This is a genomic window from Vibrio sp. ER1A (assembly GCF_000733315.1).
Taxonomy (GTDB): domain Bacteria; phylum Pseudomonadota; class Gammaproteobacteria; order Enterobacterales; family Vibrionaceae; genus Vibrio; species Vibrio mediterranei.
The window spans coordinates 1343852-1361753 of the sequence record NZ_JPJA01000086.1; the positions used below are offsets into that span (position 1 = coordinate 1343852).

Annotated in this window: 15 protein-coding genes; 9 read left to right on the forward strand and 6 right to left on the reverse strand. The window is 44.3% G+C overall.

The window, feature by feature from the left end:
• Positions 1–49: 49 nt before the first annotated feature.
• On the reverse strand, positions 50–1747 hold the full coding sequence (locus HW45_RS12985) for an alpha-amylase family glycosyl hydrolase (protein ID WP_038227315.1): 1698 nt from the start codon (positions 1745–1747) through the stop codon (positions 50–52).
• A gap of 282 nt (positions 1748–2029) precedes the next feature.
• Here HW45_RS12985 and HW45_RS12990 point away from each other — a divergent pair, with 282 nt between their 5' ends.
• The 9 genes from HW45_RS12990 to HW45_RS13030 all read left to right on the forward strand — a co-directional run bounded on the left by HW45_RS12990 (position 2030) and on the right by HW45_RS13030 (position 13156).
• Positions 2030–3370 carry a glycosyltransferase family 4 protein gene (locus tag HW45_RS12990; protein ID WP_038227316.1) on the forward strand — a complete coding sequence of 447 codons (1341 nt, stop codon included), beginning with the start codon at positions 2030–2032 and terminating at the stop codon, positions 3368–3370.
• Between the two features lie 9 nt (positions 3371–3379).
• On the forward strand, positions 3380–4741 hold the full coding sequence (locus HW45_RS12995) for a hypothetical protein (protein ID WP_038227317.1): 1362 nt from the start codon (positions 3380–3382) through the stop codon (positions 4739–4741).
• A gap of 262 nt (positions 4742–5003) precedes the next feature.
• Positions 5004–6074 carry an ABC transporter ATP-binding protein gene (locus HW45_RS13000; protein WP_006070814.1) on the forward strand — a complete coding sequence of 357 codons (1071 nt, stop codon included), beginning with the start codon at positions 5004–5006 and terminating at the stop codon, positions 6072–6074.
• Positions 6067–6933 carry an ABC transporter permease gene (locus tag HW45_RS13005; protein WP_038227318.1) on the forward strand — a complete coding sequence of 289 codons (867 nt, stop codon included), beginning with the start codon at positions 6067–6069 and terminating at the stop codon, positions 6931–6933. Before HW45_RS13000 ends, HW45_RS13005 begins: the two co-directional genes overlap by 8 nt.
• Positions 6933–7817, forward strand: coding sequence for an ABC transporter permease (locus HW45_RS13010; protein ID WP_051868049.1), 885 nt, complete (start codon positions 6933–6935; stop codon positions 7815–7817). Before HW45_RS13005 ends, HW45_RS13010 begins: the two co-directional genes overlap by 1 nt.
• Positions 7818–7856: 39 nt before the next feature.
• Complete coding sequence (locus HW45_RS13015; RefSeq protein WP_006070807.1) at positions 7857–8972, forward strand: extracellular solute-binding protein; 1116 nt, start codon at positions 7857–7859, stop codon at positions 8970–8972.
• 117 nt (positions 8973–9089) lie between these two features.
• On the forward strand, positions 9090–10190 hold the full coding sequence (locus tag HW45_RS13020; RefSeq protein WP_038227789.1) for an ROK family transcriptional regulator: 1101 nt from the start codon (positions 9090–9092) through the stop codon (positions 10188–10190).
• A gap of 30 nt (positions 10191–10220) precedes the next feature.
• Positions 10221–11822, forward strand: a complete 1602-nt coding sequence (locus HW45_RS13025; RefSeq protein WP_051868051.1) for a hypothetical protein — start codon at positions 10221–10223, stop codon at positions 11820–11822.
• Complete coding sequence (locus tag HW45_RS13030; protein WP_038227323.1) at positions 11819–13156, forward strand: glycosyltransferase family 4 protein; 1338 nt, start codon at positions 11819–11821, stop codon at positions 13154–13156. Before HW45_RS13025 ends, HW45_RS13030 begins: the two co-directional genes overlap by 4 nt.
• Positions 13157–13216: 60 nt before the next feature.
• Here HW45_RS13030 and HW45_RS13035 read toward each other — a convergent pair whose 3' ends face one another.
• The 5 genes from HW45_RS13035 to HW45_RS13055 form a co-directional block, all read right to left on the reverse strand.
• Positions 13217–13900, reverse strand: a complete 684-nt coding sequence (locus HW45_RS13035; protein WP_038227325.1) for a DUF1868 domain-containing protein — start codon at positions 13898–13900, stop codon at positions 13217–13219.
• A gap of 216 nt (positions 13901–14116) precedes the next feature.
• Positions 14117–14878, reverse strand: coding sequence for an iron ABC transporter ATP-binding protein (locus tag HW45_RS13040; RefSeq protein ID WP_038227326.1), 762 nt, complete (start codon positions 14876–14878; stop codon positions 14117–14119).
• Between the two features lie 10 nt (positions 14879–14888).
• The gene (locus HW45_RS13045; RefSeq protein WP_038227327.1) at positions 14889–15839 is read right to left on the reverse strand and encodes an iron chelate uptake ABC transporter family permease subunit; all 951 of its coding nucleotides are present in this window, start codon (positions 15837–15839) and stop codon (positions 14889–14891) included.
• Positions 15832–16791 (reverse strand): ABC transporter permease, encoded by a 960-nt coding sequence (locus HW45_RS13050; RefSeq protein ID WP_006070430.1) that lies wholly within the window; start codon positions 16789–16791, stop codon positions 15832–15834. Before HW45_RS13050 ends, HW45_RS13045 begins: the two co-directional genes overlap by 8 nt.
• An 84-nt stretch (positions 16792–16875) precedes the next feature.
• Positions 16876–17796 carry a siderophore ABC transporter substrate-binding protein gene (locus HW45_RS13055; RefSeq protein ID WP_006070429.1) on the reverse strand — a complete coding sequence of 307 codons (921 nt, stop codon included), beginning with the start codon at positions 17794–17796 and terminating at the stop codon, positions 16876–16878.
• Between the last annotated feature and the right edge of the window lie 106 nt (positions 17797–17902).

Consider the following 17902-nt stretch of genomic DNA (forward strand, 5'->3'; position numbering starts at 1 on the left):
TTTAGGATTCATGTTATTTATGATTCGCCAGCTAGGCTGGCTCTATTTTCTACTTAGCTAACCACATCACTTGATATGGTTGTACAGTAACAACACCACTTAAGTCGTTACCAGAAATCAAATCGTGAGCGACTCCTTTAAGCACTGCATTGGTATCTAGCTCAACCGCTTGATTTGAAATATTAATAGCCACTAACACTTGCTCATCACGCACAAAAGTAACCAATTGCTCACTGGTTGCCACTACACGCTGACTGGCGCTAGGAGCAAATGCTCTCTGTTGCTTACGAATACCCAGAATGTGTTTAAAGCGAGATAGCACTTGGGCACGACGAGATTCTGGATTAGCTAACTCAGTTTCCACATCGGTACGTTCAAGCTTTTCACGGTTAATCGCGCGGTTATACCCCAGGCGTTCCAATCCTTCTATATCGTTTCCAGACCCCAATAGACTGTGCACATATATTCCAGGAACCCCCGCCATCGAAATGAGGATAGACTGGGCCGCCATAAAGCGATCTAGGTTAGTTTGGTCATCCGCATTCGCATCACGGATGGCATCAAAATAGTTGATGTTCAGCTCATAAGGACTTTGCGTACCGTCACCGTTATCTTTGTATGAAACACGGCCACCATTGGTCTGCACTACCGATAACAAATGGTCTACTTGTTCTTTGTTTAAGATACCCTCAACAGGACGTACACCAATGCCATCATGAGAGGCTAAAAAGTTGAAGAATGTGGTCTGTTCCGAACACGGTTCTAAGCTCGACATCCATTCAACAATCTTTTCACTGTTGCCTGTTTGCAATGTGTGCAGTGTTAATGGCGGTAGCGGGAACTGGTACACCAAATGAGCTTCGTTCTCGCCATTACCGAAATAACTAATATTGTCGTTATGCGGTACATTGGTTTCAGTAATCAATTTAACGTGAGGTGCCACGGCGCTCATTAATGCTCGCAACGCCTGAACAATGGCATGAGTTTGGGGCTGATGAATACAAGGGGTATCCAGCTCTTTCCACATAAAGCCAATCGCATCAAGGCGAATAAAAGAAGCTCCTTGCTGAGCATAAAACAGCAGTAGCTCGGCAATTTTCTGAAACACTTCAGGACAACGGAAATTAAGGTCAATTTGATCTTCGCTGAACGTCGTCCAGATATGTTTTGTACCGTGAGCGGTTTCAAAGGTCGTCAGTAGTGGTAATGCTCGAGGGCGTGTGACGGAGCTGTAGTCTCGGTTTGGATTAGCTTCGGTGAAAAACTCTCGGTACTGCGCTTCCCCTTTTAAATAGCCTTGAAACCAATCACTGGATTTTGAAATATGGTTGATCACCCCATCAAACATTAGGTCATAATTATTCGACAATGATTGAACATCTTGCCAATCACCCAATTCTGGGTTTATTTTCCAATAGTCAACAACAGAAAATCCGTCGTCTGAAGTATAGGGATAACACGGGAGAATATGCACCGCAGAGAGCACGTCCGCAGCATTATCGTTTAAGAACTCTCTGAGGGTATGGAGAGGCGCTTCTCCTTGTTTTTTGATTGAATCACCATACGTAATCAGCATGATGTCGTTTTGATCAACCCATTGCTTTTTGCCCACATACTCAGGCTGATTCGCGATAACATTAAGAAGGTTGGGAATGAGTTCATTAAGTTGAGCTGGCGAATACACACCTGCCAAGATTTGTTGCAGGTCTTTTTTAACTTGAGAGTTAGCCGTCTGTTCCTGAGCCATGTTGATATCCATTATTACAAATCAAACAACCAAAACCGGTTTTGATACTTTTCCAAAAAATAGTGGCTTTGAAATTAACCACTTGATAATTGCGACTTCCATTTAGTCTAGACAGGCTTTATTGATTATTTATTGAGCCAAGTCTCATTTTTCCAGTCGACCAAAACCGGTTTTGGATTATCGTGAATTTGATCACTAATTTGTAAAACTATCATTAAATCCATTTACATAATCCTCTAAATTACGCCCAACAAGGTTCAGAAAACAAAAGGAAACTGAATTATGAATATCCTACTTGCACACTTCCGTGTTGGTGAAACTGATGGCGTGTCTCTTGAAATGGACAAATGGAAATGGGCGCTGGAGAGCTTGGGACACAAGGTTTTCTACCTAGCAGGGAGTGCAGGTAGCACAAATGCGGATCTCGTGCCAGAGTTACACTATCTAGAGCCATTCAACGACAAAATCATCCACAACGCGTATGTGAGTCGCGATGATTACGCATCAGAATCGGTTTTGTTAGATGCTATTGAACATCGAGCCAATGACATTGCTGCAGGTATCATCAAGGTTATCGACCAACGAGATATTGACATTATTGTCCCAAATAACATGCTGTCGCTTGGCTATCACTTACCAGCAGCACTCGGTATTATGAAAGCGGTCGAAGCCACTCAGACTCGTGTTATTTGTCATCATCATGATTTTCATTGGGAACGTGTTAAATACTCAAACCCAACCTCTCCAGGCATTCAGCAACTGCTCAACACCCTGTATCCTCCTAAACACCCGCTTGTTGAGCACTGTGTGATCAACCGTATTGCGCAAACAGAACTTAAAAAACGCCGCGACACCGACTCTACGGTGGTGCCCAATGTGTTCGATTTTCAGGGTAGCGATTGGAAAGTTGATGAATACAATCAAGATCTGCGAGCACGATTCGGTGTCGGCACAAATGATATTTTGTTCCTGCAAGCAACACGTATTGTGGCAAGAAAAGGCATCGAACTGGCAATCGACTTGATTGATGCCATGAGCAAACAGCGTGAAAGGCTTGTTGGAAAAACGCTCTATAACGGAGAAACATTTACCACAGACAGTCGCTTAATCCTTATGTTTGCGGGAATGTGTGAAGAAGACAGCTATCTTGACTTACTGACGGATAAAGCCAAAGCCTGCAATGTGGAATTACTGTTTATCAATGATTGGGTTGGTCACTCTCGCGGTGAGAAAGAGGGGCAAAAAGTCTACTCTTTGTGGGACGTCTACTCACACGCTGACATCATCACCTACCCTAGTTTGCTAGAAGGTTGGGGAAATCAATTTCTAGAAGGCCTTGTCGCTAAAGTCCCTATGGTCGTTTATCGCTATCCAGTATTTGACTTAGATATCGCCGATTACCAATTTAACATTATCGACCTTGGCAATGACCATCAGGTGGATGAATCTGGACTCGCTGTCATCGCTCCTGAAACGTTAAACGGCGCCGTCAATTCAACCCTTGAGTATCTGTTTGATGCTGATTTGAGATCATCCCATATGCAACAAAACTACGACATTGGCGAAAAGCACTTGTCTTATAGCGCATTAAAAGCGATGCTTTCGGACATTTTTCAAGGATAAGGTCTAGTCATGAAAGCACTCAGCTGTTTTAAAGCTTATGACATTCGCGGCAAGTTGGGAGACGAACTCAACGAGGATATTGCCTACCGCATTGGCAGAGCATATGCGCAATTTCTAAAACCTGAAACCGTAGTTGTGGGTGGCGATGTTCGTGAGACATCAGAAAGTCTTAAACTCGCCTTGGCGCGCGGCGTTATGGATGCAGGTTCCGATGTTGTTGATATCGGTATGACAGGTACAGAAGAGATTTACTTTGCGACCCAATCACTGGACGTAGATGGCGGAATCGAAGTCACCGCAAGCCACAACCCTATTAACTACAATGGGATGAAACTGGTTCGAGATAACGGTAAGCCAATCAGTGGTGATACTGGTTTGAACGACATCAAACAACTTGCTGAACAAAATGACTTTGAGTCAATTGCTCAAGTTGGACAATACAAGAAACTGTCTAACCTTGATGAATACACCGAGCATTTGCTTAGCTACATTACGCCGAACAACATCAAGCCACTTAAGCTGGTAGTAAATTCAGGCAATGGTGCTGCAGGTCATGTTATTGACGATCTGGAAGCAAAATTCGCCAAGTTGGGCATTGCCATCGAATTTATCAAAGTTCATCACCAACCTGACTCTAGTTTCCCAAATGGTATTCCTAATCCACTACTACCGGAAAACCGTGCCGCCACTTCTGAAGCAGTTGTAAAACACGGTGCTGATATGGGTATTGCATGGGATGGTGACTTTGACCGTTGCTTCTTGTTTGACGAGCAAGGTGAGTTCATTGAGGGCTACTACATTGTGGGTCTATTAGCAGAAGCGTTCTTGCAGAAGAATCCAAATGCTCGAATCATCCACGATCCCCGTTTAACTTGGAACACCATCGACATCGTCACAGAGAATCGCGGTACTCCGATAATGTCTAAAACGGGACATGCTTTTATCAAAGAGCGTATGCGTTTGGAAGATGCAGTGTATGGCGGCGAAATGAGTGCGCACCATTACTTCAAAGACTTTGCCTACTGTGACAGTGGAATGATTCCTTGGCTGCTTGTCAGTGAGCTTCTTTGTGTGAAGCAGCAACCACTCTCTAAGTTGGTTGCCGATCGTATTGTCGCGTTCCCATCTTCGGGCGAAATCAACGCCAAACTGCAAGATCCAAAAGCTGCCATCAAGCGCGTTCAACAAACTTTTGAACACGATGCCCTTGTTGTCGATTATACCGATGGTCTCAGCATGGAGTTTAATGACTGGCGATTCAACTTACGTACCTCTAATACTGAACCAGTGGTGCGACTGAACGTAGAGTCACGACACAACACCGAATTAATGTCCTCAAAAACTCAGCAGATTCTCGATCTGCTTAGCTAGCCTTCAGAGAGGGAGTGACCACTCCCTCTCTCTTTTCTCTTCCTCAAAAAACCCCAATTAAATTAACTAGATTAATATAAGCTGACTATTTACATGCGTCAGATCACACTATCCAACCTTTTTCATCAGTAAATCCGTCAATAACGCTTATCACGTGACCACTTTCACAGATCAATTAAATTAACCTAGTTAATATAATTGCAATAATGAAGCGCTAGACTCCAAATCTGTGCAAACTTCTACTGAAACGGAATGCAACTCAATGTCCCGATTAGAACTAAAAAATATCTGTAAGAACTTTGATGACTTTGTCGCATCTAAAGACATTAGCTTTGTGGCGGAAGAGGGAGAGATGGTTACTCTTCTTGGGCCTTCTGGCTGCGGCAAAACAACGTTGTTAAAAATGATCGGTGGTTTCCACACTCCCGATTCTGGTGAGATTCTAATTGGCGATGAAAACATCACTAATGTTTCTCCAGAAAAGCGCAATACCTCTATGTGTTTTCAATCTTACGCGCTTTTCCCTCACTTGAGCGTTGAGCACAACATTGCCTTCGGTTTGAACCAAAAAGGCGTAGCAAAAGCAGAACAGATTGAGCGCGTTCAAGAAGCCGTCGCACAGGTCGATCTGGGTGAACATTCTCATAAAATGCCAAGCGAATTGTCAGGTGGACAACAACAACGCGTCGCACTTGCTCGCGCGATGGTGACTCGACCTGCTGTAATCCTATTCGACGAGCCATTATCTAACCTAGATGCGAAATTAAGAGAGTCGGTTCGTTTTGAGATCCGCGAACTTCAAAAACGCTACAACCTTACTGCTATCTACGTGACACACGATCAGGCAGAAGCACTAGCCATGTCAGACAAGATCGTTGTGCTTAATCGTGGCCGTATCGAACAGATTGGTACCCCGGAAGATATCTATTACCGTCCAGCAAACCGCTTTGTTGCTGACTTTATTGGTGCCGCTAACATTCTACCTGCACAAGTAAACAAGACAGAGCAAGCCAACACTTACTCGGTCACAACAGAAATTGGTGATTTCATCGTTGAATCTGATGAGCCACCAAAGTCAGACAATATTTTTGTTTGTTGGCGACCAGAAGACGCTCGCTTAGCTGAAGATAGCGATATCAACCGCTTTCAAGTGCGCGTCAATCAAATGGCTTTCATGGGTAATGTCACCGACCTTCTAGTGGAATCACTTAATGAAGTTCCACTAGAAATGCGTATTCAATTACCAAAACAGCCTAAGTTCCAAGATAACCAGCTAACATTCAGTTTGCCTAAGACTGGCATTAGGTTCCTTGAAGAGGTGCCGCATGACTAGTCTACGCACCCACTGGAAAACCTGGCTCATGCTATTGCCTGGCGTAGGCACCATCTTACTTTTGATGGGGTCAACGTTTTACATGGTGGTTGCCCAGAGCTTTGGTTTTCACAACATGATGGGAGAGAGTGGCTTCTCCACTGAATTTTGGCGTGATGCACTTGCTGACCCAACACTTCACAAGTCACTGATTTACTCTATTAAAGTATCAGTCATTGGCGCTCTTGGCGCGGTGTCTCTGGCCTACCCGCTTGTGCTCTGGCTACGTAAGCCCTTCACCGGTTCAACCACGATTACGGGTCTATTGCGCGCTCCTATGTTCATTCCAGGCTTGGTTGCCGCATTCTTGTTAGTTAACGTAATTTCGTACCATGGTGTGGTTAACCAAGGCTTGATGTGGCTTGGCATTACTGAAAAACCGATCCGTATGCAAAACGACAACTTCGGTTGGGGCGTTATCATTCTTCAAATATGGAAACAGCTACCGTTTGCAATGATTCTACTTGCGGGTGCGGTGAACTCGATTCGAAATGATGTTCTCGATGCCGCCTCAGATCTTGGCGCAAACGCATGGCGTCGCTTCACTGGCATCGTGTTCCCACTATCTATACCAGCCCTGCAAGTCTCTTTGATTCTAATTTTCATCGGTGCTCTAGGTGACTACTCGTTCTACTCGATTGCAGGTCCTAAGAATACCTACTCGCTATCTATGCTAATGCACATTACCTCTACAGAGTTTATGGAATGGAACAAAGGTGCTGTTGTGGCCGTCATCATCATGGTGACCGCTGTGATCGCCTCACTGGCTATCTCTCTACTGACTGCCCCACTAGCCACTAAGAAAGGGAAGCTGAAATAATGACTGCACTCGCTTCAACAGCAAAAGCACCACGCCGTAAGTTGCCGAAAATCAGAACGGCAAATGGCAAACTGATCAACAAAATCGCTATTGGACTGTTTCTTGCGGTCAACTTCTTCTGGTTAGGTGTGCCATTTATTATGGCGCTCATCTGGTCACTCGTAGATCCGGAACACCCATGGAGCTATCCAGATGTTCTTCCACCGGTGATGTCATTCGGACGTTGGACAGACATGTGGGAAAACTCAGGTCTAGTGGAAGCACTAACTAACAGTTACTCGATTGCTCCAGCCGTCGCTTTTCTGACCGTATTGCTAGCACTTCCAACGGCTTACGCACTAGGTCGCAAGGATTTTCCGGGCAAGAAAGTGGCCGAAGTTGTCACACTTCTACCGCTTGTTATGCCGGGTATGATCATCGGTGTCTTCTTTAGCTCGATGCTGATCAACCTTAATTTGTCTAACGCCTACCTTGGCATTGTGATTGGCCATACGGTACTGGCTTTGCCTTATGCTATCCGTATTTTGTCAGCCAGTTTCAAAAGCGTTCCTCAAGATCTTATTGAGGCAAGCCGTGACTTGGGTGGAAGCCCTTGGACAACGTTTAAACACGCGTATCTGCCAATGCTAAAACCAGGCTTACTAGCATCGTTGATCTTCTGTCTGGTGATCAGTATTGAAGAATTCAACATCGCCTTTGTTCTTGGATCACCGGATTATGTCACCGTACCGACCATCCTGTATTCCTACTTAGGTTACTCATTCATCCGTCCAAACGCGGCGGTGGTATCACTCATTCTTGTGATTCCAAACGTAATTTTGATGCTCATTATCGAGCGTTTGCTTAAAGGCAACTATCTGGCGGACTCTACCGGTAAAGCCTAACTGTACCTACAACTATAAAGATATTAAGAGAATGGATTTATGAAAAAATTAGTTCTAACCGCAGCAATGACTGCACTTGCAGGTCTTTCTACCAATGCACTGGCTTATGACCTAAACGACATGACATGGGATGAAATTGTCGAGCAAGCGAAACAAGAAAAAATGGTGAACGCTTACATCTGGTATCTACAGCCTGAATTCAGAAAATTCTTTAAAGAATTTGAGAAAGAGTACGGCATTAAAGTTCGCGTGCCAGAAGGTAATGAATCAGGTAACCGCAATAAGCTACTTGCTGAAGCACGCCGCGACCAAGGCAGCATCGACGTGATGGCACTCGATACTGTGAAACTGCCGATGCTACTGCAAAGCAACGTCGTTTATGGTCCATTGACCGATATTATTCCGGGTAGCGAAAAGTTAAGAACTAATCTTGTTGGTGTCGACACTCAAGGTTATGCCTATGCGTTCTGGGGCAACCAAACAGGTTTTGCTTATGACCCAACTCGAGTCGATGAAAATAACCTGCCACAGTCTTTTGATGACCTGACAACTTGGATCAAAGAACACAAACAACAGTTTGGTGTGAACGATCCAAACAAAGGCGGTGCAGGTAATGCCTTCATTCAACGTGCAATTTATTACGCATCAGGCAACAACGATGTCTACTTCCAAAATGAAATGGACAAGTCTGTAATTCCTACTTGGTCAAAAACGTGGGAGTGGTTTGAAGGTAACCAAGACAACATCGTTATCACCGCTTCAAATGCAGACAGCTTAACGCGCATCAATGATGGCGAAATCTCTATGGCACCAGCTTGGGAAGATCATCTAGCAGGTCTACAGAAAAAAGGTGCGATTACTAAACGCATCAAGTTCTATATTCCAGAGTTTGGTATGCCAGGTGGCGGTAACATCATCCTAATGCCGAAAAATGCTAAGAACAAAGCAGCGGCAGCGGTATTCATTCACTGGATTACGTCGGCACAAGCACAAACGGGCTTAAACGCAACGTTTGGTGCAGCACCGCAACATCCAGATGCTGATGACTCCAACGCACTTATCGACAACGCACAGCGTAAGTACAGCTCTGAGTTCTTTACATCAGAGTACGCAACGGAAGCCAAGAAAGCATTTGTTCAAAACGTACTTATGTAACATTTTTGCCCGGTCTTTGGCCGGGCCTATTTGGTTTGAAGGTTAAATGTGTCAATGTATGTCATTGATTTAGCTTTCAAATCAAATAGAAAGAGATTTTCAGTTAAGGAAACACCATTGATAGATTTCGGAACAGACACACAGCGTTCAATTCTTGCATTGATCCGTCAACAAGCCCCAACCACACGAGCAGCCCTTGCTGAGACCAGTGGTTTAACGCCTGCGGCCATTACAAAGATCACCAAGAAGATGCTTGATGAAGGTCTTATTGTCGTCACTGGTAAGCAACAAGGGGGCAGAGGTCAACCTGGTATTGAGCTAGGTATTAACCCTCAAGCAGCCTATAGCTTAGGGGTAAACATAGAGCTGGAAAAAATCAGCATTGAATTGGTAGACCTTGAAGGAGAAGCTATTTTCTCTAAAGCCATTCAAGGCATCTATTCAGACCCTAATAGCGCACTTGAAGAACTATCCAGTCTTATCGATGTCACTTCTGTTGCCTTTGGCAGCGAGTTTTCTAAGTTAATTGGGGTTGGCGTCACGACCAGTTGCAACTTCAACAAAGAGTCTAGCACCCTCACCATGCCTCCTCACTTAAAAGCTTGGGAACAGATCGACATCAAAGCCGCGGTAGAAGCTAAATTCAATTTGCCATGCTGGATTGAGAACGACGGTATTGCCGCGGCATTGGGTGAGTCTGTGCGCTCCCGCCGAAGTACTGGTGCGAACTTTTTCTATCTATATCTTGGTTATGGTATTGGTGGCGGTCACTTCTTTGAAGGCGAGGTCTATCGCGGTGCACGAGGCAATGCAGGTCGCATTGGTAAGCTGTTTCCTGAGCGTGACAATCGTCCTTCTCTGTCTTGCCTGTATGAAAAACTAGGGCTGTCGGAGCCTAGCGCTCACCGAGCCGATACGCTTGCAACTTTGTTAGAAAAGAAACCGGAAAAAGTGGTCGAATGGAAAAGTAATGCTCAGTTGCAACTAACGTCTGCGCTGCAAGCTATTCGCTCTATTTGCGATCCAAACGAGATCATCATTGGCGGTTTGTTACCACCACAACTAGTCGAAGAACTACACCTTGCTGCCATTGCATCCATTCAACAGTATCTCGAACCTGATGAAGCCATGCCTAACATTGTTCCGGCGGCCATTTCCGGTGACAAAATTGCAGCTACAGGTGCGGCTATGCTGCCTCTATACAACCTCGCTTACTAAAACAACTAGCACGAAATAAGAACAACAACCATGAACACCAAATGTTTTCCAGAGCGAGTCTCTAACAACGTCACAAGCATGAATTCCCAATGTTGGGAGCCCATTGATATCGAGCCAAATCGTTACTTCAACCCATCCGTGGTGCCTGGCTATGAAATTAAATATGGCCCGAAAGGCAACCCTTTACATGGTTGTGTTGAGCCCACCTTTGAACAAGGACTGGCACAACGATACCAACAGCTAAAGCATGAAAAGCCATCTTTAAAGGTAAAAAGAGCACATTTTGCAATGCCGCAGCTTGACGCTGCGCAACTTCCTAGCGCCTCGGATTACGAGCTAATTAGCGAGCCTCGTTCACTGTGTTCTACATCCGTTTCTTTAGTGTTAGCACCACAAGCAGACATCGATAAAGCGCGCATTGGCTATCACTTCAAGGGCAATAAGCTAGAAGACCTGAGAGATCGACTTGAATCAGAAAACAATCTGGATGGGTTGATTGGTAACCTTGGCTACTTTATGACTAAAGAGCTTAATATCGGAGACCATATTTGGTCACACAGACGCCGCTTTCCAAACCCAGACCATCAACTGCCAGAAGTGCTGTCATACCTAGGTTTTTACTATTTCTCAGATGAAAATGGCAAGGTTGAAACTGCCGGTTTCCCAAGTGCCCATGACGCCGCTGTTGCCATAGATCATGCAGGCAATGTGCAGATCGTTCCATCTCTGACTTTTCGCCAATTTAATATCACTATTGGCGAAGCAAACTTTGACGTTGATTGCTTTAACCCGTCGCTAGAGTCACTTTCACAGCACGATGTCGCTCTGTTTAATGTGAAGTTTCCGATGAAGCACCAAGGCGACCTAGTTGAGTTCTCTCCAATGCTTGAATTAGAAGGAAGAGTGAACCTGTTTCTAGCTAATCAAGGCGATGGCATTAAACCATTCGAAGAGGTTGTCGCGATATGGAATGGCACATGCCCTCTTCCTTCTTTCGGAACACTAATATCCATTGAGGAGAAGTATTTTGAATCGCTGTTCTCTGAGATACCTCAAGTCGGACAATCGGTTAAGGTTATCCCTGTCGCAAACGAGATTGACCTTTGCGACTATAAACAGATTTTAGGTGGCCTAGTTCCTTCTGTTATTAACGGACAATCGTTGGTTCCAACTGGCCCTACAGTATCCGCAATGCAAGCAGAAGCCGCACTAGATGCTGTCGCCAACACCGATTCTCCTCTATCGCGTTCAGGAAAAGAAACCAACAATTTTGATGCGCTCATCCGAGAACCTTCTGGTCTATTTATCGAAACTGAAAACCACATCGGTTACCTGCTGTTTGATGGTCGACACGAGATGAGTATTGGCGCCAACATTGTTGACGTTGCCAACCTTGTTCAGCGTTTATCACAACCCGACCTCGATTTCTTCGATGGCGAATCTGTCATTAACGCGATTTCCATCGACGGTGGCTCAGCGATGAAGGTATACGCAGCAAAAACAAGCGCCACTAAAGCACCAACTATGGATTTACTTAACCGCGTTGCGGCCGGAGGTAGGAACGCTCCCGGAAACGATCCTCAAGGCCTCAACTTATATTCAACGGTCATCTTGGAACTCAATAACGCATGAGAATACTATTAACGCACTATCGTGTCGGCGAAACCGACGGTGTTTCGCTAGAAATGGATAAATGGAAGTGGGCATTAGAGCAGCAGGGTCACGAGGTTTTCTATCTGGCAGGCAGTGCTGGAAATGTTAATGCTTCTTGTGTCGAAGCACTTCGTTATGAAGATGAATTGAACGCTAAAATTACTCACGACGCTTTTATTGAGCCTAAGTTTTTCACTAGCTCAGATGACCTACTCACTGCCATCCACAGTCAAGCTGATGATATTGAGCACGCAGTAACGGCTATCATTCGAGACCTAGAAATAGATATTATCGTTCCTAATAATATCTTCGCAGTCGGGCACAGCCTCGCTGCCGCAATTGGATTAGAGAAAGCTATTCGCAACACTCATGTAAAAGTCGTCAATCACCATCACGATTTCCACTGGGAACGCGAGAAATTCGCTAAACCCGTGTACCCAGAAATCCAAGACATATTAGACGAATACTTTCCTCCACGTCGCGACGCAGACCAACACTGCGTAATCAATCAGATTGCTTTTGAGTCACTCAAAAACAAAACTGGCAAGCATGCCACCGTAGTCCCCAATGTGTTTGATTTCGACAACAGTCATTGGTGTCTCGACGACTATAACCGAGACTTGAAACAGAAAGTCGGACTAACCGATAACGACATCGTCTTTCTACAAGCCACTCGCATCGTTGCACGCAAAGGTATTGAACTGGCGATTGACCTGATTGCGAAGCTCAATCAGCAACTGCCAAACTGGGTTGGACAAGCACTTTACAACGGCAAAACCATCACTAAAGAGAGTCGAATTGTCCTTGTTCTTGCAGGTATGAACGAAGAGCAAGAGTACTTTGATAAGCTGAAGCAAAAAGCAGATCAGAACAATGTGCAGATGCTGTTTATCAATGATTATATCGAACATAGCCGTTGTGAAATAAATGGCGAAAAATGCTATTCCCTCTGGGACGCTTATGTTCATGCGGATATTGTTACCTACCCGAGCTGGCTTGAAGGTTGGGGTAATCAGTTCTTAGAAGGGTTAGTGGCTAAGGTACCACAAGTTGTTTATCGCTATCCTGTTTATGAAACCGATATTGCGCAGTTCAACTTCAATATCATCGATCTTGGAGAGAACCATTCGTGGGATTCACAAGGCTTAGCTACGATATCTGATGAACAATTGTCACTGGCTGCTGAGCAAACCAAACAATATCTATTTGATGCTGAGTACCGCCAGAAAGCGATGAATGACAACTTTGTTATTGGGCAAACGCATTTGTCTTATCGAGCACTTGGCGAAATTCTAGGCAAGGTCTTCAATTGAGTTTAGGTGGGATGAAAAAACGGAGTCGATAGACTCCGTTTTTTATTATATGTCAGTAAGTTACTTTTCCAACGACAACAGTTTTACTGGTTTGAACTCAAACATGTCCTCAAAAACACAGAACTCCACCGCGCCATGAGTAAGCACTCCAAAAGACTGATTGAGCCTTTCTTCAATACGCTGGCAAGTTTGCTCCAATTCGGCTTGCTGCTCTTCATCAAGATTAATAACCTTGTAACTTAGCGTAATATGGAAATGGTACTCATCATGCGTTGGGTGACGAATACCCGTCAGTTCACTCAAATTATCACGACATACTTTAAGTGCAGACTTAGTTTCGTCGTTCGCTGGCTTAAGTCTTAATACGGTTCCGCCCGCGCGACTGTTGTACACGTAATCAAACTTCATTTGGAAGTTAGGTGTCGCAGCAGCCTCTTGTAACCAAGCTTGGAAACTTTCTGTCGCCGATTCAATATTCACATCTTCGGCCAACTTTGAGCTCCAGTGTGTCGCCTCTCGAATCTGATCGCACAGACCTTCAATAACCGTCATATGCATACTAGCTTCTGGCAAGAAGGCATAGTTAGTTGCGCACTTCATCGCTTTTAACTGCTGCTGTGCCCATAACACTTCTTGGTATACCGGGCTGGTTTTATCAACGTGACAAAGGAAGGTGTTGCCAGGGAATCGGCGAACGGTGCCGTCCTCATTAAATTTGACACCGACAGACGGAGCATAATTCATAGGGTTCTCTCCAAATTGTTTCTATTGACACATTCTATAGCAATTAAATTAACCAAGTTAATTTAATTGCTATCATCGTGGTAATTTTGTGAGCGCTGCATAATTCCGCGTCAATGCACTAGGCAGTCCATATTGTGAATACTAAAAAGCGCCCCAAATGGGACGCTTTGAATTCTTGTATTTCGTTAACACGGTAAGACTTTACATCGTGCTCGATCAACTGTTGAAGTACAAACATACTCGACGACCATCTACATCGCGGATATCAAATGGGATCTCGTAGATGGATTCCATAATCTCTTGCTGCACTACTTCTTCGACTTTACCCGATTTAACCACCTTCCCTTTTTTCATCGCCACAATGTTGTCCGAGTAACAGGATGCAAAGTTGATATCATGAATCACAATTACTACAGCTTTGTTGAAATCATGAGCCAGTCTACGCAGCGTATGCATGATCTCTACAGAGTGTTTAATATCTAAATTGTTTAACGGTTCATCAAGGAAAACGTAGTCAGTGTCCTGAGCGACAACCATAGCGATAAACGCCATTTGACGCTGACCGCCACTGAGTTGGTCGAGGTATTTATTTTGGATATCTTCAATACCTAGATGCCCTAATGCTTTATCGATAATTTTATTATCTTCATCGGTTAGTCGACCTTGAGAATGTGGAAAGCGACCAAAAGAGACCAACTCTCGGATCGTGAAGCGCATGTTGATGTTGTTTGATTGGCGCAGTACCGCTAAGTGTTTAGCCAGTTCTTTGGTGTCCCACTGAGCGAGCAACTTGTTTCCAATCACAACTTCACCCGCATCACTCTCCGTGAGGCGACTTGCCATAGACAGTAGAGTACTTTTACCGGCACCATTTGGGCCAATAATTGACGTCACTTCACCTTTAGGAAATAGTGCATCGGCATCCTTAACAACAAATGTCTTCCCGTACTTTTTACTTAGACCTGTTAACTTAATCACTTCATTACCCTTAATTAATTCTGTTTCTTAGTAGTAAGAACAGGAAGTAAGAACCACCTACGAGGTTAATAATCACGCTGATCGTGGTTTCGAATGCGAGAACTTTTTCTACGAACCATTGACCGCTAACTAACAGTAATACCGCGAGTAAACTGCTCGCGATAATAAGAAAGCGATGCTGATAGTGATTGAACATTTCTCGGGTCAGACTCACTGTAATAAGTCCGAAGAACAGGACAGGACCCACCAGCGCCGTTGAAATCGCGATCATAATAGTAATCAAGATCATAATCCGCTGAGTAAGCTGTTTGGTGTTAACACCCAAACTGGTCGCATTATCAATGCCTAACCACAACACATCCAATTTCGGAGCATAGTAGAACAGAATCGCCAAACAGAGAGACAGTGGAATCAAACTCCAGTACACCAGCTTAGCGTTGACGTTATTAAAGCTCGCGAACATAGAACTCTGGATGGAAGCAAACTCATTTGGATCAACCAACATCGTCAAGAAACCTGTGACGCTGCTGAACAAACTTCCGCAGACAATACCAATGAGCAATAAGGTAAACACATTGCTATCCTGGCGTTTGAAATAAAAATGGAACAACAACAGTGAAAAACCAATCATCACTGCAGTGGACAACATAAAGTTGCTCATCGCATGGATAACCCAAAAGCTTGTACTGCCTAGAATCACCACCATTAGCACCTGTACCATAAGATACAAGCTATCAAACCCGAGTATGGATGGCGTTAAAATGCGGTTATTGGTAATGGTTTGGAATACCAAAGAAGATGCTGAAATCGCAACGGCCGCCAGAATAATGGCCAATACTTTAGGAATACGACGAGACAAGAAAAACTGGTAGTTATCCGCTGTCAGCCCCTGTCCAATAAACCACGCAATGATCGCCAAACAACCTGCGATAAGTAGAGTTACTTTCAACGAATCACGCATTGGCTTTATCTCTCAACACCAGATAAATAAACACAGCACCACCGAAAATACTGATGATCATCGAGATTGGCATTTCGTAAGGGAAAATAATTAAGCGACCTAAGATGTCACAGGCGAGAACCAGAATAACGCCCCAATACGCCGTCCAAGGTAGAATGCGCTTCATATTGTCCCCCATAAATAGAGAGACAATGTTCGGTACGATCAGCCCTAAGAATGGAATCACACCAACAATCATTACCACTGTTGATGAGCTCACCGCCACCAAAATAACGCCAATGAAAACGATTTTTTGGTAATCGAGACCTATATTCTTAGCGAAGCTCTCACCGACACTAGCCGCGCTAAACTGACGTGCATATAAATAAGCAAGTACGCATGCTGGAACCGCAAGATACAGGATTTCGTAATTCCCTTGCAGCACACTCGCAAAGTTAGCCACCGTCCAAGAAGACATGGTCTGCACTAGGTCGTGCTTATAGGCAATAAAGGTTGTCAGTGCGGATATCACATTGCCATACATAATACCGATAAGAGGTACAAGAACCGCATTCTTGAATTGCAATCGTTGCAAGAATTTCACAAAGATCAATGTGCCTGCAACGGCAAAAAAGAAGATAACACCAAGATGCATCCACTGACTGGCACCACCCAAAAAGATAAGCCCAGCAACGTAGCCTAAAAGAGCGCAATCGATAGTGCCTGTCGTTGATGGAGAAGCGAAGCGGTTTTGCACGATCTGTTGCATGATAAGACCCGCAACGCTAAGACCAGCACCAGCCAGAATTATTGCTAGTAGTCGCGGAACTCGACTGACAACATAGATGGAATAAGCATGTTCATCGCCACGGAACAAGTCCGCAATGGACACGTGAGCAGCACCGAGTACGAGGGAACTAACCGCTAATGCGACCAGTAATGTGCATGCAAGAATGTATTTATGGATGGTCATTGAGAATGTGATGGCCAGTAATTAACAACAAGAATTAGAAAAGTCTCTCCTAGAGAACTAAGAGAGACTTTTTGAATACTTTAATTAGTTCAGAGCTTTATCGATATCAGCAATCATGGTCTGTGTAGCGGTTACACCACCACCTGAGATATACCAAGCATTTGGATTGATATAGACGATTTTTTTATTTTGCGCCGCAGGCGTTGAGTTCACTAGAGGGTTGTTAAATAACTCTTTCGCCTTACCCACACTGCGACCAATGGCTTGTTCACGGTCTAAAATGAAAATAACTTCAGGCTTTGCATCAGCCACATATTCAAATGAGATCAAGTTACCGTGAGACCCTTGGATCGGCGCAACATTTTGACTAGTCGATTCACCAAAACCAAAATCATCAAATACGATAGAAAAACGGCTACCTTTGTTGAACATCGCCACGTTGTTGCCATTGTTCATCAACATAAGTGCGTCCAAATCTTGCTTGGAAACCGCCTCAGCTGCTTTATCAAATTGAGCTTGAGTCTCTGCGATTAGCTTTTCTGCTTCCGCTTCTTTATCAAACAGTTTGCCAAGCATACGCCAGTTTGCTTGCGTATCTTGCCAATACTCACCGTTATCAACATAAAACATCACTGTTGGCGCAATTTTATTTAAGTCATCGTAAACGCGAAGCATGCGGTTTTCAGCGATAATCACATCAGGTTTCAACGTGAAGATAGCTTCAAAATCAGGCTCGCTTACTGAACCTGTATTCCCCGTCGACGCTTTGTACTGCGCTAAATAGTCTGGAAGCAATGAATGTGGAGCACCAACTGGTTGTACACCTAAACGGTCTAGAACATCTAAGCTACCATTACCTAACACCACTACTCGCTTAGGGGTTTCATCAAACTCTGCTGTGCCTTTGAAGTGCTGAATAGTTACTGCACTTGCGTTCGCAACCATGGCGAAGCTGGCCGTTAGTGTCAGCGCGACACGCTTGATGAAACTCATAGACTGACTCATTCCGTTTTCCTTATATATTTTATGGTTATATTAAACAGAATCATTATCACTTACGATCAAATGGGAATCAATATCATTTTCATAGCTAATTGCATTTTTATTGTTA